The sequence below is a fragment of the Deinococcus radiopugnans ATCC 19172 genome, from assembly GCF_006335125.1.
In the GTDB taxonomy this organism is placed as follows: domain Bacteria; phylum Deinococcota; class Deinococci; order Deinococcales; family Deinococcaceae; genus Deinococcus; species Deinococcus radiopugnans.
Genome location: NZ_VDMO01000004.1, coordinates 118895 through 137757 on the forward strand (window position 1 = coordinate 118895; position 18863 = coordinate 137757).

Consider the following 18863-nt stretch of genomic DNA (forward strand, 5'->3'; position numbering starts at 1 on the left):
CAGGGCCTCAGCTTGCCGCCTGCAGGCGCCCGGAGGATGAGGAAAGGGACCATGCAACTTGCACCGAGCAACGGCGGGGTGCCCCACTGGAGGATCAAGAGTGAAGCGCGGCGTTCACACGTTGCCCGGTGACGTACAGTGAGCGGCAGTGAACGCCAACGGACCCCCCCCTGACTCTTCCGGCCCCGATCTGCCAGCCTCCCATGATCTGTCAGACTCCCGTCGGCCCGGGGCCGAGCCATCGGTCCTGAGGGCGCCCGTGTCGGGACAGGAGACGGCGCCGGCTCCCCTCGCGGGCGCGCCGGCTGCCACCCCCTCCATCAGACCGGTGGGTTCACCGCCTCCTGCCCCACCTCCGAACGCCTTCCAGTTCGTGTGGCGCAACCCCTGGGTGCGCGCCGCCGTCTTTCTGCTGGTGGCCTATCTGGCGTACCAGCTGGCCGGAGAGGTCCATACCGTGCTGGTGGATTTCCTGGTGGCGTTCCTGATCGCCTACCTGGCCAATCCGCTGCTCAACTGGTTGCAACGGGGGCGGGTCAAGCGCGGACTGGGGGTCTTTTTCGTCGTGCTGCTGTTCTTCGGGCTGTTCGCCCTGGTCGGGTTGCTGCTGGTGACCGTTTCGGGGCAGCTGATCATGCTGTTCAACAAACTGCCGGATCAGATCGGCACACTGGGCGACATTCTGGACCGCATGACCGCCTGGCTGACCGAACGGGGCGTGGGCGGCCTGACCAACGCCCGCGAGCAGATCATCAAGGGGGCGCAGGACTACGCCACCAATCTGGGCGACAACCTGGTGCCGCTGCTCAGAGACGCGCTGAACTCCACCGGCACGCTGTTCAACAGTGTGGTTCAGATCGGCGGCGTGGTGGGGCAGGTCGTGCTGATCCTGTTGCTCAGCATCTACCTGATGGCCGACTACAGCCGGGTCAACGCCACGCTGCTGGGCATCTTCCCGCGCCCGTGGCAGCCGCGCGCCCTGGAGTTCAGCGGCCTGATCGGCACGGCGGTGGGGGGGTACGTGCGCGGCCAGCTGCTGATCGCGCTGTTTATCGGCGTGTTCGTGTGGCTGGGCCTGACCCTGATCGGCGTGCCCAGCGCCGCCGCCATCGGCTTTATCGCCGGGGCCTTCAACATCGTGCCGTACCTGGGACCGATCATCGGGGCCACGCCCGCCATCCTGCTGGCGCTGACGATGCCGAATGTGCTGCTGACCGTGATTCTGGTGATCGCCGTGTTTGTCATTGCCAACCAGATTGAGGGCAATTTCCTCAGCCCCTACATCCTGAGCCGCACCACCGACCTGCATCCGGTCACAGTGCTGGTGGCCATTCTGGTGGGCGTGTCGCTGCTGGGCTTTGTGGGGGCGCTGCTGGCCGTGCCGCTGGTGGCGCTGGGCAAACTGGCCCTGCAGAAGTACTACTACCCCAGCCGCCTATACTCGGAAGGACCGTAGGCAAGAGAGGAAACGGAGAGTGGGACGCTACCTTTCGACGTCCCACTCTCCTTTTACCGATGGGCGATGCCCTTTTGTCCCCCGCGAGGGGAAGATGCTCCAGCCGCAGGGCGCCGCCTGAGACGGACTGCCGTCTGTTCGCTCAGCAACTGAGGGGCGCCGGTTTGGGCAACGCCCGGAACCCGTTCTGCTGCCGCTCTTAGCCCTTGCGGCGGCGGCGCAGCCGTTCCATGGCGGCCTCCAGGCTCTGGCGCATGCGCTCCAGGGCCTGCGCCAGATCACCAATCTCGTCGTTCTGGTGGGCATGCACCGGGCGTGACAGGTCACCCATGCTGATGGCATCGGCCGCCTTGACCAGGCGGTCAATAGGACCGGTGATCTGCCGGGCCGAGCGCCGGGTCAGCAGGGAGGCCAGGAACAAGCCCAGCAGGGCGGCGAGCAGCACCAGCAGCAGCGCCGTGGTCAGCACCGACCCTGCCTGGGCTGCCGGCACGCCTACCGCCACGCGGCGCAGCACGCCCGCGTCCGTGGCAGCTCCCGCTGGAAGCAGCTCTGCTTTTCCGGCAGCGGTGGTCCGGAAGACCGCCTGGGCCACCATGAACTCGCTGCCGCCCAGCTTCAGGCTGCCGCCCTTCGGATGACGCCCCAGCCAGGCCGACAGTTCCCGGCTCTGCCGGCCCACGTCCGCGTCCTGGGCGCGCAGGATGGCCGGCCCGCCGGGCAATTCCGCGCGCACGAAGGCCACGCCGGGGGTGGCGACCACGGCGCCGAGTTGGGCACCCAATTGCTGGCCACTGAGTTGTGGGCTGCTGGGCTGCTGGGAGTTGGGCTGAGCTCCACCCCCCAGACCGGCGCCCACGGCGGCGGCCAGCGTCTGGGCCTGGCTCTGCGCCGCCTGACGCTGCACCGCCGGCAGCGTCAGGGTCAGCAGGCCCAGCGCGGCGACGCTCGACAACGCCAGCGGGGCCAGGGTATTGAGCGCGAGCAGGCGCGTCAGGCTGCGGCGCGGCAGGGTGGGGCCAGCGTCGGCGGTCACCGCCGGAATGACCACCGGCACCACTGCCGTGGACGGTTGATCCACGCCGCCGGCGGGCACTGCCGGCACGGCGTCGGTCATGGTCAGCGAGCCGGTGAAGTCGGACCAGACATCGGCGGGTGGGCCGGCAAACGGGTCAGCCGTTGCGGCCACCGCCGTAGGCACCGCGACGGCAGAGCCGCCGCCCGAAAGGGCGGCCCCGCCCGACGTGAAGGCCACGGGCGGCGCCCCGAAGGATGAGGGGACGGCGACGCTAACCGGCTCGGCGCTGGCCTCCTCCATGGGGGCGGGCCAGGCAGGAGCCGGCTGCAACGGGGCCAGAAACGCTTCGTCCGGCGCCTCACTGCGCCCGAAGGCCGACGCGGCGGCCGACGGGGCCAGTCCCTGGAACGGCTCTTGCATCATGCGGGTTTCTTCCGGCACTTCCTCCAGGGCCACCGCTGCTCCCCCCAGCTGAAACACGTCCAGCAGCAACTCGGCGCGGCTGCGGCTGGTGGGCTTCATCAACCGTCCGGTCCGCCGCCCCGCCAGCCGTGCGGCCTGTTCGGCGTTGAGGTTGAAGCGCTCGGTCAGTTGCTGTTCCAGGCCGCGCCGACGTTCGTCCTGAACGGGCTGCTGGATGGTCACGGTGTACTTCATGGTCTTCCCCCTTCCCCTCGTGCGGTGCGCTGGGTCCCGCTGTGTCGCCGCGCCTGCCCCCAGCGCAGGTCAAACCCTGTGTTCATTCCTGAAGCTGTGTTCATGCCAAGTTCAGTACTCATGCCAGCCCCCGTGCGCGCAGGTGCTGGGCGAAGCGGGCCATCTGCTCGGGGGTCAGCTCGGCAGCCAGACCGGCCAGCAGCGCGCTCAGGGTGGCGCCGCCGCCCAGGTCCTCAAGCGTTTCGTCGATCATCAGCTCGGCCACCGGGCCGACCACCTGCAGCAGACAGCCGGTGACGGTCTGGGTGGCTTCGGCGGTCACCGGGCGCTGGTGGTCCTGGGCACGCTCTACCCAGCGTTCGGCCTCGCGCAATTGCCGGCGCAGTTCGGGGGCGCTCAGCCCGGCCAGCCGCGCCACCTCGGCGGCGTCCCGCTGGCCGTCGATCAGGTCCAGGGTCCGCCACAGCGCGAAGGGCAGGGCCATCTCGGCGCCCAGGCCCTCCGGCCACGCCAGCGCCTTCACCGGCCCACCGGACGGCGCAGCGGCGCGGCCCCCGTCACCGGACCGCCCAGGCCAGCGGCGGCCCATTCCGGACGGCTGGGCAGGTTCCCCAGCGCCAGATTGTCCAGCCCGACACCCAGGCCCAGCAGGGCGGCCCGCAGCGCCGTCTGCAGGGCGGGGCGGAATTCACCCACCGCCACGCCCGGATCGACGTTCAGGACACCGCCGCGCAGCGTGACATCGTGCACGAAGGGGTCCAGGCAGGGATGCTCGGCACTCAGGCGCACGCAGGTCTGCTGCCAGACCTCGTCCAGCGACACGTTGTGGTGAACGGCGGCCAGCAGATCGCGCCAGAACCGCAGCAGCGGCTCGCGGTTTTCCGGCGTGTTGGGCGAGTAGGCCACGCACAGCGCGCCGCTGTCCGGCACCTGTCCGGCCAGCACCTGCCCGGATTCCCACACGCTGCACCGCTCCTCGGAGACCAGCAGACCGTAGAACTGCTCGTGCTTGAGAATCAGCTGCGTGTCCGGCCAGCGCCCGGCCAGTTGCCCCGCCCGCGCCGCCCGGCTGGTCCAGATCACCGCGCTGACCGGCGCCGGGCACTCGCCCAGCCGCACGCGGGCACGCGGCAGCCCGCCGTGGGTCTGCGCCCAGCCCACCGCCTGCCCGCCGCCGGTAAAGCCGCCCAGACACTGCCCGCGCGCCCACACGAAGCGTGCCCAGCGTTCGCCCTGCACGGCGTCCAGCACGCCGCTGAAGCCCGCAGTCTGGCGGGCCTCAAGGTCCACCATGATCTCGGTCCAGGGGTAGTGGTCGGTGCAGAGGTCCGCGTAGATCATGCGGTCCAGCGGCAGGGGGGGCGGGGTGGTGGGCGGCAGGGTAGGGGCAGAGGATTCAGTCATGGGCAGGTTCCGGGGGCAGGGGCAGAGGCGGGCGATGAGCAAACGTGCAGAAATGGAAATTAAGCCCATGACACCCCAGACCCTCTTACTCCCCGCTTACAGACCCTGTAAACCGTAGGGGCCGTTCGGCGCTCGGGGCCGCGGTGGTGGCCTGGGAACTGCCCTGGACCTCACCGCGTACTCACTGAACGGAGGACCACCCCATGAACGACTTCATTCCTTTCGTCATCGTCGCGGGCATCATCGTCGTCGGCATCGTGCTGGTGATTATGCTGATCCAGAACCTGCTGATCGTGGTGCCGCCCAACAAGGTGCTGGTCATTTCCGGGCGCAGCCGCCAGACCGCCGAGGGCGACACGGTGGGCTACCGCGTGATCCGGGGCGGGCGGGCCTTCCGCATCCCGGTACTAGAAAAGGTCTCGTGGATGGATCTGACCACCATTCCGCTGGACCTGAGCGTGGAAAACGCGTACTCGCGCGGCGGCATTCCCCTGAAGATTCACGCGGTCGCCAACGTCAAGATCAACGGCTCCGATCCGCAGCTGGGCAACGCCATCGAGCGCTTTCTGGACGTGCCGCGCGCCTCGCTGACCAACATCGTGCGCGACACCCTGGAGGGCAACCTGCGCGGCGTGATCGCCACCTTGACCCCCGAGGAGATCAACCAGGATCGCCTGCGCTTCGCCGAATCGCTGATCGAGGAGGCCGAGCATGACATGAACAACCTCGGCATCAAGCTCGACACCCTCAAGATCCAGAACGTGTCGGACATCGCCGGGTACCTGGAGAGCATCGGGCGGCGCCAGACCGCCGAGGTGCTCAAAGAGGCCCGCGTCGCGGAGGCCGAGCGCAACGCCGAGGCCACGCAGTCCGAGGCCCAGGCGGTGCAGCGCGCCCAGGTCACGCAGGCCATCGCGCAGCAGGCCATTCTGGAAGAGCAGAACAAGCTGGAAGTCCGCAAGACCGAGCTGAGCGCCATTCAGCTGTCGCGCCAGAACGAGGCGACGGTGGAATCCGAACTGGCGAAAGTCCGCGCCACCCAGAACTTCGAGCAGGAGCAGGCCGCGCTGGAAGCCGCGCTGCGCCAAAAGCGGGCCGAGGCCCAGCGGCAGGCCCGCGTGATCGAGGCCCAGCAGAACGCCGAGGCCGCCGAGGCCGAGGCGCAGGCCAAGCAGCGCGCGGTGATCGCCCAGACCGCCGCCCAGCAGGCCATTCTAGAGCGCGAGAACGAGCTGCGGGTGCGCCGCGCCGAGCTGGAAGCGGTGGCCGCCAGCCGCGAGAACGAGGCCAAGGTGGGGGCCGAACGCGCCCGCGTGGTGGCCGAGCAGCAGCTGGAGCAGGAGCGCGTGATCCTGAACGCCAAGCGCCTGGAGGCCGACGTGGTGGCCCCCGCCCGCGCCCGCCGCGAGGCCGAGTTGCTCGAAGCCCAGGCCGCCGCCGCCCCGATCATCGAGGAGGGCCGCGCCAAGGCCGAGGCGGTGAAATTGATGGTGGAGGCTTTCCGCAACGCCGGGCCGGAGGGCGAGCGCGCCTACGTGCTGAACATGCTGCCTGCCATCATCGAGCAGATCAGCGGCAGCGTGAAGGGCATGCAGATCGACAAGGTGACCGTGATCGACAGCGGCGACGGCCGCGCCGTGAAGGACGGCCGCGCCGTGAAGAGCGCCATGCAGACCATGCCGGGCAACATCATCGGGCTGGTGGAGCAGGTGGAGAACGCCACCGGGGTCAACCTGCTGAGCCTGTTGCACAACCGCTTTGCGCCCGCCGAGCCGCCTGCGCGGGGGGACACGGTGTCAGCGGCGAACGACTGAAGCTCAACCATTCTCGGGCGGACATCCTCTGATTCGGGATGTCCGCCCTGCTGTGCCCCCTGCCCACGTCCAGACGGACGCCCTGTGACGGCCGAGTTCTGTGCCATGCTGAACCCGTGAGCAACCTCTATACCGCAACAGCCACCGCCACGGGCGGACGGGCCGGACACACCAAGAGCGACGACGGACGCCTCGACCTGAACCTGAGCGTCCCCAAGGGCATGGGCGGCGACGACGGCCCCGGCACCAACCCCGAACAGCTGTTCGCCGCCGGCTACGCGGCGTGCTTTCAGGGCGCGCTGGGCAACGTGGCCCGCCGCGACAAGATCACCCTGAGCGGTGACCAGACCATCACGGCGATGGTGGGCCTGACCAGGGACGGCGGCGCGTTTGGGCTGGACGTGGAACTCCAGGGCCACTTTCCCGGCCTGGACGAGGAACAGGCCCTGAACCTGATGCGGGCCGCCCACGAGGTCTGCCCCTACAGCAACGCCACGCGCGGCAACGTGGACGTGCGCCTGAGCGTCAAGTAACCCGAGCCACCAGACTGAGAAGAGCGCCGGGCATCGCGTCCGGCGCTCTTCTCGTGTGTCAAGGGATGGCTCAGCCCAGTTCGGCCAGCAGCTGCTGCACCCGCTGTTTCAGTTCGCCGCGCTCCTGCGGCTGGCCCAGCTGGTGCAGGCCGCCGTGGTAGGCGTCTGGATCGCCGAACAGGCGGGACAGCAGGTCAAACTCGCGCTGGCTGCGCAGGCTGGCGTCGTCACGGAAGAGGGTCACGTACTGATCCTGGAAGGCCCAGTCGCTGATCTTGCCGTCCACGAAATCGTGCATCAGGCGGCGGTACGGCTCGATGTTGTCGTCGGTCTGCACCTTGCCGGAGGCGCTGCGGGCCGGAATCTGCGCGAACACCGGCTCCAGGGCCTCGGGGGTGATGTCCCAGTTGTTGACCTCGAACTGCACCTGACCGTCCTTGAAGATCATCAGCTGGGGGCTGTGGTGAACGATGCCCGTCATCTCCGCGACGCGGTTGCTGGCGGGCCGCCAGTCCACCACACGGATAAAGCCCACCGGCAGCTCGTGGTCTTGCAGGAAGGTTTCCAGCACGCCGAAGCCCTGCATGGTCTTGTGGCAGGTGCCGGCCTTGAACACGGCGGCCAGCGGGTAATCCGTCAGGAACTGGTCGACTTCCTGGGGGGTGGTCAGGGGAACGAGCACCTGTTTCTCGGCCTGGGATTCAGAGGGGGCAGATTGCGTCATGCCCTCAGCATACCCGCCGCTTTACAAAACGAAGTGAGGCGGCGCACAAGTGGGCGTGGATGATGGGGGACTGGAGGGCGCAGCCCAGGATGTGGCCCACGCCTGCCCCGCCTGCCCTATGCTTGAACCATGTCCAGTCCGCCCGAAGCCACCGAGTTCTTCAGCATGACCTACGGCGAGATCACGGTCAGCGGCTGGGTCACGCCGGACGTGCTGCGCCGGGTGGAGGCGGGTGAGGTGATCCGGTTCGTCGTCTACGGGGCGATGAGCGCCGACATCAGTCTGGGAGACCTGACCTGTAGTTTTGCGGGCGGCGAACTCGCCCCGTTCGGACTGCCCGAGGGGAATTAGAGCATTTGTCATAAGAGCTGTTTCCTTTTGACCGAACGGACTGGCACAGCTCGCAGAGAGGGAGTGAATTTCAACGAGCAGTTGGGACTGATACGGACTCCGATTGAAAGGTGTTGAAAACACCTGGAAATCCGAGCGAAGCGAGCAGGAGAAAAACGGGTTCCGGACGTGGAGTGTAGAAATCGGAGGTGTCCCGATTTCTACACGAAACAAACGGAATCCGTATGATACGGATTCCGATTGAATCGTTTGCAAAAACGATAAAATCCGAGCGGACGCGAGTAGGAAAGAATACGGGTTTCGCGTATGGATTAACCCAGCGGCGCTTTCCTGATGGGTTAAGGAATTAAGCGGAATCCGTATGATTCAGCTCCGAAGGAGAGAATGGAGGCATCAGAAGTCTTCTTTTCTGATGCTGCAATTCGGACAACTGCTCTAATCCAGCGTCCAGGCCACGGCTTTCAGGTGCGTGGCCTCCGGAAAATCCTCGCCTGCGCCCAGACGCTGGGCAGCATGCTCCCGTCGTCCAGCGTCCTCCAGGCCCAGCCGGACCATGCGCTCGAAGCTGGCCGCCGGCACCCCCGCGTGGTTGAGCAGGGTGAGCAGCCCCCCGCCCGGCGCGGTCACGGCCGCCGCCAGCGCCGCCAGCCGCCCGTAATCCCGCTCCGCACGCCAGAGGCCGGTCTTGCCCCGCGCGAAGCTGGGCGGATCCAGAACCACCAAGTCAAAGGCGTCGCCGCGCCGCGCCAGCCGCCGGAACCAGTCGAAGACGTCGCCGTACAGAAAATCGTCATCCGGGGCATTCAGGCCGCTCAGCGCGTAGTTCTCCTGCCCCCAGGCCAGCACCTTGCGCGACAGGTCCACGTTCTTGACCGTGGCCGAGCCGCCCAGCGCCGCGTTCAGGCCGAAGCCGCAGGTGTAGGCGAAGGCGTTCAGCACCCGCGCCGGGGCGTGCTGCCGGACCCACCCCCGCGCCGGGCGGGCGTCGGCGAACAGGCCGATGCTCAGATCCGAGCCGGGGCGGATGACGTAGGGCACGCCGTTTTCCAGCGCGGTGACTTCTGCCCGCGCCTCACCCCAGACTGGCCCCGGCGGCGAGAGCCATTCGCGGGCCACGTTCGCCGCGTGACGTGCCTCGGGGGGGCGGCGCTTGAGGTACACGCCGGCCAGCCCCGCCGCCGCCGCGCAGGCCCCGGCCAGTTCGGCCTCCTCCTGCGGTGAGAAGTCCGCGTACAGGCTGAGGACCCCGGCATCCCCGGCGAGATCCAGCGCGAACTGCCCAGCCGTCTCGGTGGTGTGGACGCCCCGGTAGAAGGTGGTGCCCTGCGCGGGCAGATGGGCGCGGCGGGCCAGCAGGGGCGCGAGGCGGTCAATCATGCACTGCGTGGCGGGCGGGCCGAGAAGCGGTCACTACGGCCGGCCCCCCAGAATCCACCACACCGCCGCCGTCGCCACCGCCGTGACCACCCAGAAGCGCAGGGTGACGTGCGTCTCGGGCCAGCCGCTCAGCTCGAAGTGGTGCTGGATGGGACTCATTTTAAAGACGCGCTTCTTGCGGGTGCGGAACGACACCACCTGAATCACCACGCTCAGCACGGCCACCACCGGAATGACGGCGGCCAGCGGCAGCAGCCACACGTCGGCGTACAGCACGTATGCCCCCGCCGCGATGGCCCCGATGGCGTGGCTGCCCATGTCGCCCATGAACACGCGGGCCGGGTGCGCGTTAAACCACAGGAAGCCCAGCAGGACGGCCACCAGCAGCGCCGAAACCGGCGACAGCGCCAGCAGCGGCAGCAGCACGATGATCGCCACGCCGCCCAGCAGCCCGTCCAGGCCATCGGTGAAGTTGAAGGCGTTCACGCTGCCGATCATCACCAGGGTCAGCAGGATGGTGTCCCCGATCTGCCCAAAACCTGGCACCAGTTCATGGGCGGCCAGCGGCGCGGCGAACCACCCGAACAGCAGCCCCACCAGCAGTTGCAGCGGCATCTTCTCGCGGGCGATCAGCTCCTTCTTGCCGCCCCCCTTCATCCGCGAACGCACCTTCAGAAAATCGTCCGCCCCGCCGATCAATCCCATGCCCAGCGCGGTCAGCATGATCAGCAGTTCGCGCGGGCCGCCCGCGTGGCCGGTGAAGTACAGCGGGAAGAACACCAGCGCCAGGGCCAGCACGAACGCCACGCCACCCGCCGTGGGCGTGCCCTCCTTGATCAGGTGCGTCTGCGGCCCCTCCTTGCGGACTGGCTGGCCCCAGCCCCGCGCCTTGCTGACCCGGATGAATAGCCCCACCAGCAGCAGCGACAGCAGGGCGGCCACCACCATCACGGTGCGGTCCTCCAGGCAACGGCGGAGGCAGGTGGGAGAAACAGACGGAGATCACACATCAATTGGCGAGGGTAGCACGCGGACGCCGGGCAGCCCGGCCCCGGATCGGCCCTGACCGTGGAGAGCCCCGGTGTCTGGTCAGCCCCCGGCTCAATCCGCCAAGTAACGGATGAATTCCCGCATGGCGTTCACGCACGCGCCCTTCTCGCCCTCGGCGCTGCTGCCGGTCACGGTCCTCAGCAGACCCGCGTCGTTCAGGTACAGCTGGGAGACCTTGTACGTCTCGCCGCCCTGCTTGTAGTCGTAGGCGGCCAGCACCGCCCAGAACCCGGCGCGGTCCACCGGCTGGATCACCACGGTGCCCATCGTCTTGCTCAGCTGCTTGCGGAGCTTGGTCGCGAAGGCCAGCGCCTCGGGCTGCGAGGCCAGGACCGGGAACGCCTGACCGGTGCGCTCCTCGCGCAGCAGGCAGGCCCCGCTGGTGTCGGTCCAGACGCGGGCGTCCCCCCCCACCGGCACCCAGCCGTTCATCGGCACGATCAGGGCGGAGGCGTGTGAACCCAGCAGGCTCAGGGCAAGGAGGGTCACGAGGGCAGGGCGCGGCAGGGACATAATGCCCACGAGGCTAACAGTCCGGTCTCTGGCAATCGTTAAGGGTGTGCTCAGGCAGATGAGGACGCGCGGCGGCGGACGCGGTCAGCCCAGCGCGGCGACGCGGGCCTCCAGCCCGGCCCTGACCGCAGGCCACTCGCCGCGCAGCACGCTAAAGACCACGCTGTCGCGGGCATAGCCGCCGGACACCACCTGATACTGCCGCAGCGTGCCCTCCTGCACCGCGCCCAGCTTGTGCATGGCGCGCAGGCTGCGGGCGTTGCGGGCGTCCACCTTGAACTGCACGCGGCCCGCGCCCAGGACCTCGAAGGCGCGGGCCATCAGCAGCAGCTTGGCCTCCGGGTTGACGGCGCCGCCCTGCGCGGCAGGCAGCAGCATGGTCCCGACCTCCACCCAGCGGTCTGCCCAGCGGATCTCGGAGTAGCTGATGCGGCCCACGGTCACGCCGCTTTCCACCCGCCGAACAGCGAAATTGATGCGCTGCGGCAGGGCGTTCAGCCGCCCGATGTATTCGGCCCAGGCGGCAGGCGTGGCCTCGGACGGTCCGCCCCGCGACAGCAGCCGCACCATTTCATCGTCTGCCCCAGCGCACAGGTCGGGGGCGTGCGATTCGGTCAGTCCTTCCAGAAAGACCTGTCGGCCCGTCAGTGTGGGCGTCTGGAACCACTCGGCTTCGGGGGCAGGCGCGTCAGGGGTCACGGCGCAGAGTGTAGGACAGCGGGACCTCCGGCTGTCAAACGGGCGGACAGGCGCCTAGCCCCGGTGGTACGGCTCGCCCGCGCTGATGGTGGCCGCGCGGTACAGCGCCTCGGCCAGCACCACCATGGCCAGATCGTGCGGCAGGGTCAGCTCGCCCAGGCTCCACAGCGCGTCGGCCCCGGCCCGCAGCTCGTCGGTGTGGCCCTCGGGGCCGCCCACCGCGAACGCCAGTTCCCCGGTGCCGCCCAGCGCGCGGGCGTCCAGGTACGCGCTCAGGCCCTCCGAGGTGAACTGCCGCCCACGCGGGTCCAGCAGGATCAACGGGGCCTTGCCGGCGGCCCGGCGCACCGCCTCGCTCTCGGCGGCCTGCGTCTTGCCCGAGACGCGGCTGACCTGCAGCTTGTGGTAGCGCCGCAGCCGCGTGGCGTACTCGTCCCAGCCCGCGCGGGCGTAGGCCAGCCGGGGTTCTCCAACGGTGATCAGGTGCAGCCTCACAGGGTTCCAGCCTAAACCTTCTGGTTCAGCGCAGGGCAGCGTGAGCCGACTGACGGCGTGTGGCCGCCGCTGACCGCTAGACTGTGTGGCATGGTTCTGTCCGCCCCTCCCCAGAGCGGCACCCTCTGTGACGCTGTCCAGTGGGGCGGTGCGTGAACTACGCAGCCACGCTGGCGGTCATGGTGGTGCTGGCCTTCTGCTTTCCGCTGACGTTGCGGCTGGGCGCGGGCTTCGGGGTCTCGGAAACCATCTCGATCTCGGTGCTGGGCGCCCTGCTGACCTTCGGGCTGGCGCTGTATCTGGTGCGCTGGCAGGTGGGGCGTCATCAGCAGGCGCTGTCCAGAATGGAAAAGGCCCGCGCGCAGATTCTGGCGGACCCGGAAAACCCCCGCGCGTACTTCGTGGGCGGTGAGCATCTGGGCGCCCTGCTGCTGCGGCTAGACCGCCGGCGCGAGGCCGCTGAAGTCATTGACCGCTACGCCCGGCTGGGCGGGGCGCGCGAATCGGAAATTGTGGCACTTCAGGAAGCATTGTCCAGGGCCAACCGGCGGCAACGCCGCGCCCAGGGGAGGGAAGCATGAGAGCCTACAAGGGCGTCGTGGAAAACGGGGTGGTGGTGGTGCTGGGCACCCGCCTGCCTGAGGGCACGGTGGTCACCGTCACCGTGGGCGAGGGCGAACTGCTGCGCGCCCGCATCACCAACGTGCTCAAACGGCCGCGCAAGGTCAAGGTCAGGCTCAAACCCAACGTCGGACTGGCCGCCACCGGCACGGACGGCGCGGGGCTGGTGGGCGCCCGCCTGACGCTGGGCGGCCCGCCGTCTGGAGCCGATGACTGAGTTGCCGGACGCCGGGCCGCCGCGCCCCACTCCGCCTGGCCGCCCCTCCCCTGTCTCCGGGCAGGAGGGCGGCCCGCGTGTGTGGCTGGTCCCCACGCCCGTCGGCAACCTGGGCGACATCACCCTGCGCGCCGTGGAGGTCCTGAAGGGGGCGGACGCGGTGGCCTGCGAGGACACCCGTCGCAGCGGGGCGCTGCTGTCGCACCTGGGGATTCAGAAGCCGCTGGTGCGCCTGGACGCCCATACCATGCGCCGCGCCCCCGCCGTGCTGGACAAGTACCCCCGGCTGGCCTACGTCTCGGACGCAGGCACCCCCGGCGTCAGCGATCCCGGCGCGGAACTGGTGGCGGCAGCCCTCGCGGCGGATGTTCCGGTGGAGGTGCTGCCCGGAGCCACCGCCTTCGTGCCCGCGCTGGTGCTGTCGGGACTGGACACCGCGCGCTTTACCTTCGAGGGCTTCCTGCCGCGCAGTGGCCGCGAGCGCAAGACCCGCCTCGTGGCCCTGGCCGCCCGGCCCGAAACCACCGTCCTGTACGAGAGCCCACACCGGCTGGGAGCCACGCTGGGCGATCTGGCGGGGGCCTGCGGTGAGACGCGCCCCGCCAGCGTGACCCGCGAACTGTCCAAGAAATTTGAGGAAACCGCGCGCGGCACGCTGGGCGAACTGGCCGTGCGCTTTGCTGCCGGGGTCCGGGGCGAGATTGTGGTGGTGGTGGGTGGCCGCCCGACCGGAGAGGCCGATCCCGACGCCCCCGCCCCGGATCACGAGGCGCTGGCCCAGGAATGGGCCGGACAGGGAAAAACATCCAGGGATATACGTGATCTGCTGATGGCCCAGGGTTTGCGTAAGAATGACGCTTATGCGCTGGCCCTGCGGGTCACAGGCGGGGCCTGAGCCGGCCTGCACCGGACGCCCCTGCCCGCCTCCTTTTCCCCACACTTTTTCCACTTCCCACAAAGCGAGACTGACCATGACTGAACCCACCCCCACCCGGCACCCTAACCCCGCAGGCATCCAGCGCGTGGCCGTTCTGACCAGCGGCGGCGACGCGCCGGGCATGAACGCGGCGATCCGCGCGGTGGTCCGCACCGCCGCCTTCGAGGGCCTGGAGGTCATGGGCGTGCGCCGGGGCTTTTCGGGCCTGCACCGGGGCGAGCTGAGGCTGATCGGCCCGCGCGACATGGCCAACACCATCCAGCGCGGCGGCACCATCCTGCTCACCGCCCGCAGCGCCACCTGGCGCACTCCCGAAGGCCGGGCCAGCGGCGCGCAGCATCTGCGAGACAACGGTGTGGGCGGCCTGATCGTGATTGGCGGCGACGGCAGCTTTCACGGCGCGAAGTTGCTGGAGCAGGAGCACGGCATTCCGGTGATCGGCGTGCCCGGCACCATCGACAACGACCTGTACGGCACGGACCACACCATCGGCTATTTCACGGCGGTGGAGACCGCGTTGGACGCCGTGGATAAGCTGCGCGACACCGGGGCCAGCCACGAGCGCATCTTCGTGATCGAGGTGATGGGCCGCCACGCCGGGCACATCGCGCTGGACGTGGCGGTGGCGGGCGGCGCCGAGGAAGTCTTTATTCCCGAAGACGACAAGCCCATCGAAGACGTGATCCAGATCGTCAAGGACAGCGTCAAGAAGGGCAAGATGGGCAGCATCGTGATCGTGGCCGAGGGCGTGCCGGGCGGCGCGCAGGGCGTGGGGGACGCCATTCAGGCCGGCACGGGCCTGGAAACCCGCGTCAGCATCCTGGGTCACATCCAGCGCGGCGGCACCCCGGTGTCCAGCGACCGCATCCTGGCCAGCCGTCTGGGCGAGGCCGCCGTCTACGCGTTAATGGACGGCGTCAGCGGCGTGATGGTGGGGCGGCGCGGCGGCGACATCATCCACACGCCGCTGCACGAGACCTGGGAAAAGCGCAAGGACGTCAACCGCGATCTGTACCGCTGCGCCATGAAACTGAGCGTGTAACGCGGGCATCGAAAAGGGCGGAACGCAGGGACTGATTCCCCACGTTCCGCCCGCCTTCTGCCGGTTATTTCCGGGGCGGCTTGACCGTCGACTGCGTGTCGAGAATCTGCTTGCCTCCCTCCACCTTCATGATGTACAGCGTCACCGAATTGCGGTCGCCGACGCTGTTGAAGGTCACCTCGCCGGACAGCAACCCGGTGAACTTCCCGCTGCGAATGGCGCTCTCGACCTGGGCGCGGCTGGGCAGCTTGCCGCCATTGGCCTTGGCCGCGTTCAGGATGCCCTGCGCGATCACCTTGGCCGCGTCGTAGGCGAAGGCCGAGTAGCCGGCAGGCGCGGTCTTGAACTTCTTGCGGTAGTCCGCGACAAAGGTCTTGGCCGCAGGCAGGGCCTCAATGGGCGCCGCAATGGTCGTGTAATAGATGTTGTTCGCGCCCTTGGCGGCGATGACCGCCAGTTCGGTGCTGTCCAACCCGTCGCCCCCCACCACCGGGATATCGATCCCGGCGTCACGCAGCTGACGGATGAAAATGCCGATCTGCGTGTAGATGCCGCCGAAGTACACCGCGTCGGGCTTCTGCAGCTTGATCTTGGCGATCACGCTGGAAAAGTCGCTCTTTTCCTCAGTGCCCTCGTTGGTGACTACCGTGGCGCCGCCCGCCTTGAGGGTCTTCTCGACCTCGGAGGCCAGCCCCTCACCGTAGGCGGTCTTGTCGTTGAGGATGTAGACCTTCTTGGCCTTCAGCTTGTTCAGCATGAATTCAGCGCCCGCCGGCCCCTGGGCGTCGTCGCGCGCCACGATGCGGTTCATGTTGGCCAGGCCGCGGTCGGTGACCTGATTGGCGGTGGTGGCCGGGCTGACCATGGTGACGTGGCTGGCCTTGAGGGCCTCGCTGGCCGGAATCGCCACGCCGCTGTTCATGGTGCCCACCACGCCCAGAATGCTGCGGTCGGATGCGATCTTGCGCGCCGCCGCCGTGCCAGTGGCCGGGTCGGCCTGATCGTCGTAGCCGACAAACTGCAGGTCAAACCCCAGCTTCTTGAATTCGGCCTTGTATTCGTCTACGGCCTGCTGCGCCCCGTTCCGGACCAGCGTGCCGGTAAAGCTCTGGCTGCCCGACAGCGGCGAGAGGCTGGCGATCTTGATGGTGGTCTGCGCTCCGGCCACACCGGCGGCGAGCAGGCCCAGGGTCAACACGTTCAGGGTGAGTCTCTTCATTCTTTCCTCCGTGACATCGGCCTTCCATAACAATGGTGCAGTTCGGTAAAATCCGGCTCCGTCTATACAATGGACCGAATTTTGCCAGGCCAGAAATGACTTAAATCAGATCTGGTCACCCTATCAATCCTCCTCTCACCTGTCAAACAAGATCAGGCAAATGTCAAGACAATCCTGGCCTTCAGATCAGATGACCCACTGCTCTACACGGTTTATGCCGGAAACAGGAACGGCGTTTCCGACGCGAAAACGGCCCCACAGCTTGGCGAGACCATGACCTGTCGCAGGTGCGGCCCTACCCTGGGCAAGGTCGTTTCCGCTGAGCCGCCTACAGCGCCCCTGCCGTGCGGTTCGTGAGCGCGCCTGCACTGCACCTTCTCCAGCGTCACCGCATCAACAGGTCCAGCAGGCCGGGAACGTTGCGGCACTCGCGCGTCAGGGCCATCAGGTCCGGGGCGCTGATGCGGCTGACCTCCAGTTCGTACTCGTCGTACCCCTGCTTGTTGTTCAGCTGCAGCCGGCGGTAGCGGCAGCGGGCGCCGGCCTGCACCGCCCGGCGCTCGATCTCGGCGGCCCCGTCCGCACCCGAGTCGAACCGCAGCGTCAGGGTGTAGCGGCGCATCAGGCTCTTCTGCGTCTGCTCCAGCCGCTTGACCCCCCGCAGGATCAGCAGGGCCAGGACCGTGGACGCCACCGCCCCCACGTACAGGCCGGCCCCCACCGCCAGCCCGATGGCGGCCACCACCCAGATGCTCGCGGCGGTGGTCAGGTTGCGAATGGTCTCGGTTTCGCGCCGCAGCAGAATCACGCCGGCCCCCAGGAACCCGATGCCGCTGACCACCTGCGCCGCCACCCGCGACGGGTCCAGCACCACGTGCGGCAGCCCGATGACGCGCATGAACCCCTCGCTCGACACAATCAGCAGCAGCGCCGATCCCAGCGCCACCAGCGCGTGCGTGCGCGGCCCCGCCGCCGGTTCCACCCGCAAGCGGTCCAGCCCCAGCAGGGTACCCAGCACGACGGCCAGACACAGCCGCACCATCACTTCGGTCACCGAGGTCACGTCGCTTCAGCCTCCTTTTGGTCTGTACTCATTAGTCTGTACTCGTCCCTTCGTTCTCCGGCACTCGACTGAGCAACTCAACAGTCCGAAGTTTAGACCACGCCTCGCCCACCCCACGCTCCGGGCAGGCGGCCTGAACGCGGCGGGCCGACACAGGGGGCCGCGCATTTTGCCTTCCCGAATGGCTGTGCTATCTTCTACGGCGCATTGCTGGCGCAGCGCAGCGCGAACGCTCGAACCTGGTCAGGGCCGGAAGGCAGCAGCCATAAGGGATGATTCGCGGGTGCCGTTGCTCACCGGCAATGCTTTTTCTGTTCACTGGCATGCCAGTGAAACCAGGCAACCTCAATCCAGCAGCGAGAACCCCGAGCGTCCCCTCCAACTGGAGCAGGGCGTTTTGCCTTTCCTCGCACCACTGCCTCATGGCCCTCCCCTAGCCACTTCCCACCTGCCCCCTCTCATTTCGGGCAGAGTGGGACGCGTATGAGCCGTCCATCTTCGGAACAACTGACAGTCGCCATCGTGGGGGGCAGCGGGTACGCGGGCGGGGAATTCCTGCGGCTGGCGCTGGGGCATCCGCACCTGAAGGTCACGCAGGTGACCAGCGAACGCAGCGCCGGAACGCCAGTCAGCATGGTGCATCCCAACCTGCGCGGGCGCACCACTTTGAAATTCCGCAAGCTGGCCGAGCTGGAGGAAGCCGACGTGATCGTGCTGGCCCTGCCGCACAACTCGGCGGCCAAGCGGCTGGCCGAGTTCGAGGGCAAGGGCCGCATCCTGATCGACCTGTCCGCCGACTTCCGCCTCAAAGACCCAGAAGTGTACGAGAAGGTCTACGGCGAGGCACACCCCACGCCCGAAAAGCTGGGCGACTGGGTCTACGGCAACCCTGAACTGCACCGCGAGGAACTTGTCGGCGCCACCCGGATCGCCTGCGCGGGCTGCTTTGCCACCTCGGTGATCCTGGCGCTGTACCCGCTGCTGAAGCTGGGCGTCCTGCTGCCCAAGGACATCATCGCCACCGGGCTGGTGGGCAGCAGCGCGGCGGGGGCCAGCCCTTCGGAATCCTCGCACCACCCGGAGCGGGCGGGCAGCCTGCGGGTGTACAAGCCCGTCGGCCACCGCCACACCTCCGAGGCGCAGCAGGAATTGCCGGGGCATTTTCCGCTGCACCTGACCGCCATCAGCACGCCGCGCGTGCGGGGCATCCTGACCACCGCGCAGGCCTGGATTCCCGACGGCTACAGTGACCGCGACGTCTGGAGCGCGTACCGCGAGGTGTACGGCGCCGAGCCGTTCATCCGCATCGTCAAGGTGGCCAAAGGCGTCCACCGCTATCCCGACCCCATGCTGCTGGACGGCACCAACTACTGCGACATCGGCTTCGAGATGGATCAGGACACCGGGCGCGTGGTTTTAATGAGCGCCATCGACAACCTCGTCAAGGGCACGGCGGGCCACGCCGTTCAATCCCTGAACATCGCGCAGGGCTGGGCCGAGACGACGGGGCTGGAGTTTGCGGGGCTGCATCCGGCCTGAACGGATGGGGAGCGGACAGCCCAGGGGCAGCGCGTCGACAGATTTCTGATGCGCGTGAGCGATTCAGCACCACTCCTCTTCTCTTCTTTTCACACGGCAACTTATAGACATCTTTTATTGACATTTAATAAGTG

20 protein-coding genes and 1 other RNA gene are annotated in these 18863 nt (G+C 68.0%); 10 read left to right on the top strand and 11 right to left on the bottom strand.

Features of this window, described 5'->3' with window-relative positions:
- The first annotated feature begins 328 nt into the window (after positions 1 to 328).
- Positions 329 to 1456, top strand: a complete 1128-nt coding sequence (locus tag FHR04_RS04830; RefSeq protein ID WP_139401232.1) for an AI-2E family transporter — start codon at positions 329 to 331, stop codon at positions 1454 to 1456.
- A gap of 199 nt (positions 1457 to 1655) precedes the next feature.
- On the opposite strand, the gene FHR04_RS04835 is transcribed toward FHR04_RS04830, so the two are convergent.
- The 3 genes from FHR04_RS04835 to FHR04_RS04845 form a co-directional block, all read right to left on the bottom strand.
- Positions 1656 to 3131 (bottom strand): HAMP domain-containing protein, encoded by a 1476-nt coding sequence (locus FHR04_RS04835; protein ID WP_139401234.1) that lies wholly within the window; start codon positions 3129 to 3131, stop codon positions 1656 to 1658.
- 118 nt (positions 3132 to 3249) lie between these two features.
- Positions 3250 to 3654: a DUF8082 domain-containing protein gene (locus tag FHR04_RS04840; protein WP_039684662.1), complete on the bottom strand. Its 405-nt coding sequence runs from the start codon at positions 3652 to 3654 to the stop codon at positions 3250 to 3252.
- On the bottom strand, positions 3651 to 4535 hold the full coding sequence (locus FHR04_RS04845) for a hypothetical protein (protein WP_139401236.1): 885 nt from the start codon (positions 4533 to 4535) through the stop codon (positions 3651 to 3653). Before FHR04_RS04845 ends, FHR04_RS04840 begins: the two co-directional genes overlap by 4 nt.
- Before the next feature lie 203 nt (positions 4536 to 4738).
- Here FHR04_RS04845 and FHR04_RS04850 point away from each other — a divergent pair, with 203 nt between their 5' ends.
- The gene (locus tag FHR04_RS04850; RefSeq protein WP_139401239.1) at positions 4739 to 6349 is read left to right on the top strand and encodes a flotillin family protein; all 1611 of its coding nucleotides are present in this window, start codon (positions 4739 to 4741) and stop codon (positions 6347 to 6349) included.
- 116 nt (positions 6350 to 6465) lie between these two features.
- Positions 6466 to 6882, top strand: a complete 417-nt coding sequence (locus tag FHR04_RS04855) for an organic hydroperoxide resistance protein (RefSeq protein ID WP_139401241.1) — start codon at positions 6466 to 6468, stop codon at positions 6880 to 6882.
- Between the two features lie 70 nt (positions 6883 to 6952).
- On the opposite strand, the gene abxC is transcribed toward FHR04_RS04855, so the two are convergent.
- Positions 6953 to 7606, bottom strand: coding sequence for a monothiol bacilliredoxin AbxC (abxC, locus tag FHR04_RS04860; protein WP_139401242.1), 654 nt, complete (start codon positions 7604 to 7606; stop codon positions 6953 to 6955).
- A 129-nt stretch (positions 7607 to 7735) separates the two neighbouring features.
- Between abxC and FHR04_RS04865 the strand changes: the two genes are divergently transcribed.
- Entirely contained in the window at positions 7736 to 7957 is a 222-nt protein-coding gene (locus FHR04_RS04865; protein ID WP_039684673.1) for a hypothetical protein, read from the top strand.
- 435 nt (positions 7958 to 8392) lie between these two features.
- On the opposite strand, the gene FHR04_RS04870 is transcribed toward FHR04_RS04865, so the two are convergent.
- From FHR04_RS04870 to FHR04_RS04890, 5 genes are all read right to left on the bottom strand, one after another.
- A complete protein-coding gene (locus tag FHR04_RS04870) occupies positions 8393 to 9334 on the bottom strand; it encodes a class I SAM-dependent methyltransferase (RefSeq protein WP_139401244.1) in 942 nt (313 codons plus the stop codon).
- Between the two features lie 33 nt (positions 9335 to 9367).
- Positions 9368 to 10285, bottom strand: coding sequence for a phospho-N-acetylmuramoyl-pentapeptide-transferase (mraY, locus tag FHR04_RS04875; RefSeq protein WP_139401247.1), 918 nt, complete (start codon positions 10283 to 10285; stop codon positions 9368 to 9370).
- A gap of 150 nt (positions 10286 to 10435) precedes the next feature.
- On the bottom strand, positions 10436 to 10897 hold the full coding sequence (locus tag FHR04_RS04880) for a hypothetical protein (protein ID WP_139401249.1): 462 nt from the start codon (positions 10895 to 10897) through the stop codon (positions 10436 to 10438).
- 84 nt (positions 10898 to 10981) lie between these two features.
- Positions 10982 to 11596, bottom strand: a complete 615-nt coding sequence (locus FHR04_RS04885; RefSeq protein WP_139401251.1) for a GNAT family N-acetyltransferase — start codon at positions 11594 to 11596, stop codon at positions 10982 to 10984.
- A gap of 54 nt (positions 11597 to 11650) precedes the next feature.
- A complete protein-coding gene (locus FHR04_RS04890) occupies positions 11651 to 12091 on the bottom strand; it encodes a 23S rRNA (pseudouridine(1915)-N(3))-methyltransferase RlmH (RefSeq protein ID WP_139401253.1) in 441 nt (146 codons plus the stop codon).
- Positions 12092 to 12243: 152 nt separating this feature from the next.
- On the opposite strand from FHR04_RS04890, the gene FHR04_RS04895 reads away from it, so the two are divergent.
- From FHR04_RS04895 to pfkA, 4 genes are all read left to right on the top strand, one after another.
- Entirely contained in the window at positions 12244 to 12672 is a 429-nt protein-coding gene (locus FHR04_RS04895; protein ID WP_039687253.1) for a hypothetical protein, read from the top strand.
- Entirely contained in the window at positions 12669 to 12929 is a 261-nt protein-coding gene (locus tag FHR04_RS20875) for a hypothetical protein (RefSeq protein ID WP_170213850.1), read from the top strand. Before FHR04_RS04895 ends, FHR04_RS20875 begins: the two co-directional genes overlap by 4 nt.
- Positions 12922 to 13824, top strand: a complete 903-nt coding sequence (gene rsmI / locus FHR04_RS04905; RefSeq protein WP_139401256.1) for a 16S rRNA (cytidine(1402)-2'-O)-methyltransferase — start codon at positions 12922 to 12924, stop codon at positions 13822 to 13824. Before FHR04_RS20875 ends, rsmI begins: the two co-directional genes overlap by 8 nt.
- A gap of 76 nt (positions 13825 to 13900) precedes the next feature.
- A complete protein-coding gene (pfkA, locus tag FHR04_RS04910; protein WP_039684688.1) occupies positions 13901 to 14908 on the top strand; it encodes a 6-phosphofructokinase in 1008 nt (335 codons plus the stop codon).
- 64 nt (positions 14909 to 14972) lie between these two features.
- On the opposite strand, the gene FHR04_RS04915 is transcribed toward pfkA, so the two are convergent.
- The gene (locus FHR04_RS04915) at positions 14973 to 16127 is read right to left on the bottom strand and encodes a branched-chain amino acid ABC transporter substrate-binding protein (protein ID WP_139401259.1); all 1155 of its coding nucleotides are present in this window, start codon (positions 16125 to 16127) and stop codon (positions 14973 to 14975) included.
- Between the two features lie 385 nt (positions 16128 to 16512).
- Positions 16513 to 17190, bottom strand: a complete 678-nt coding sequence (locus tag FHR04_RS04920) for an MgtC/SapB family protein (protein ID WP_039684692.1) — start codon at positions 17188 to 17190, stop codon at positions 16513 to 16515.
- A 207-nt stretch (positions 17191 to 17397) separates the two neighbouring features.
- On the opposite strand from FHR04_RS04920, the gene ffs reads away from it, so the two are divergent.
- Both ffs and argC read left to right on the top strand, forming a co-directional pair.
- Positions 17398 to 17496, top strand: an RNA gene (gene ffs / locus FHR04_RS04925) — signal recognition particle sRNA small type.
- A gap of 177 nt (positions 17497 to 17673) precedes the next feature.
- The gene (gene argC, locus FHR04_RS04930) at positions 17674 to 18729 is read left to right on the top strand and encodes an N-acetyl-gamma-glutamyl-phosphate reductase (protein WP_139401261.1); all 1056 of its coding nucleotides are present in this window, start codon (positions 17674 to 17676) and stop codon (positions 18727 to 18729) included.
- Positions 18730 to 18863 lie beyond the last annotated feature (134 nt).

What these genes read in the sequence shown, in the direction of transcription:
- FHR04_RS20875 (WP_170213850.1), top strand. Translation starts at nt 12,669, where the DNA reads ATGAGAGCCTACAAGGGCGTCGTGGAAAACGGGGTGGTGGTGGTGCTG.
- pfkA (WP_039684688.1), top strand. Translation starts at nt 13,901, where the DNA reads ATGACTGAACCCACCCCCACCCGGCACCCTAACCCCGCAGGCATCCAG.
- FHR04_RS04850 (WP_139401239.1), top strand. Translation starts at nt 4,739, where the DNA reads ATGAACGACTTCATTCCTTTCGTCATCGTCGCGGGCATCATCGTCGTC.
- FHR04_RS04835 (WP_139401234.1), bottom strand. Translation starts at nt 3,131, where the DNA reads ATGAAGTACACCGTGACCATCCAGCAGCCCGTTCAGGACGAACGTCGG.
- abxC (WP_139401242.1), bottom strand. Translation starts at nt 7,606, where the DNA reads ATGACGCAATCTGCCCCCTCTGAATCCCAGGCCGAGAAACAGGTGCTC.
- FHR04_RS04870 (WP_139401244.1), bottom strand. Translation starts at nt 9,334, where the DNA reads ATGATTGACCGCCTCGCGCCCCTGCTGGCCCGCCGCGCCCATCTGCCC.
- rsmI (WP_139401256.1), top strand. Translation starts at nt 12,922, where the DNA reads ATGACTGAGTTGCCGGACGCCGGGCCGCCGCGCCCCACTCCGCCTGGC.
- argC (WP_139401261.1), top strand. Translation starts at nt 17,674, where the DNA reads ATGAGCCGTCCATCTTCGGAACAACTGACAGTCGCCATCGTGGGGGGC.
- FHR04_RS04880 (WP_139401249.1), bottom strand. Translation starts at nt 10,897, where the DNA reads ATGTCCCTGCCGCGCCCTGCCCTCGTGACCCTCCTTGCCCTGAGCCTG.
- FHR04_RS04865 (WP_039684673.1), top strand. Translation starts at nt 7,736, where the DNA reads ATGTCCAGTCCGCCCGAAGCCACCGAGTTCTTCAGCATGACCTACGGC.
- FHR04_RS04915 (WP_139401259.1), bottom strand. Translation starts at nt 16,127, where the DNA reads ATGAAGAGACTCACCCTGAACGTGTTGACCCTGGGCCTGCTCGCCGCC.
- FHR04_RS04845 (WP_139401236.1), bottom strand. Translation starts at nt 4,535, where the DNA reads ATGACTGAATCCTCTGCCCCTACCCTGCCGCCCACCACCCCGCCCCCC.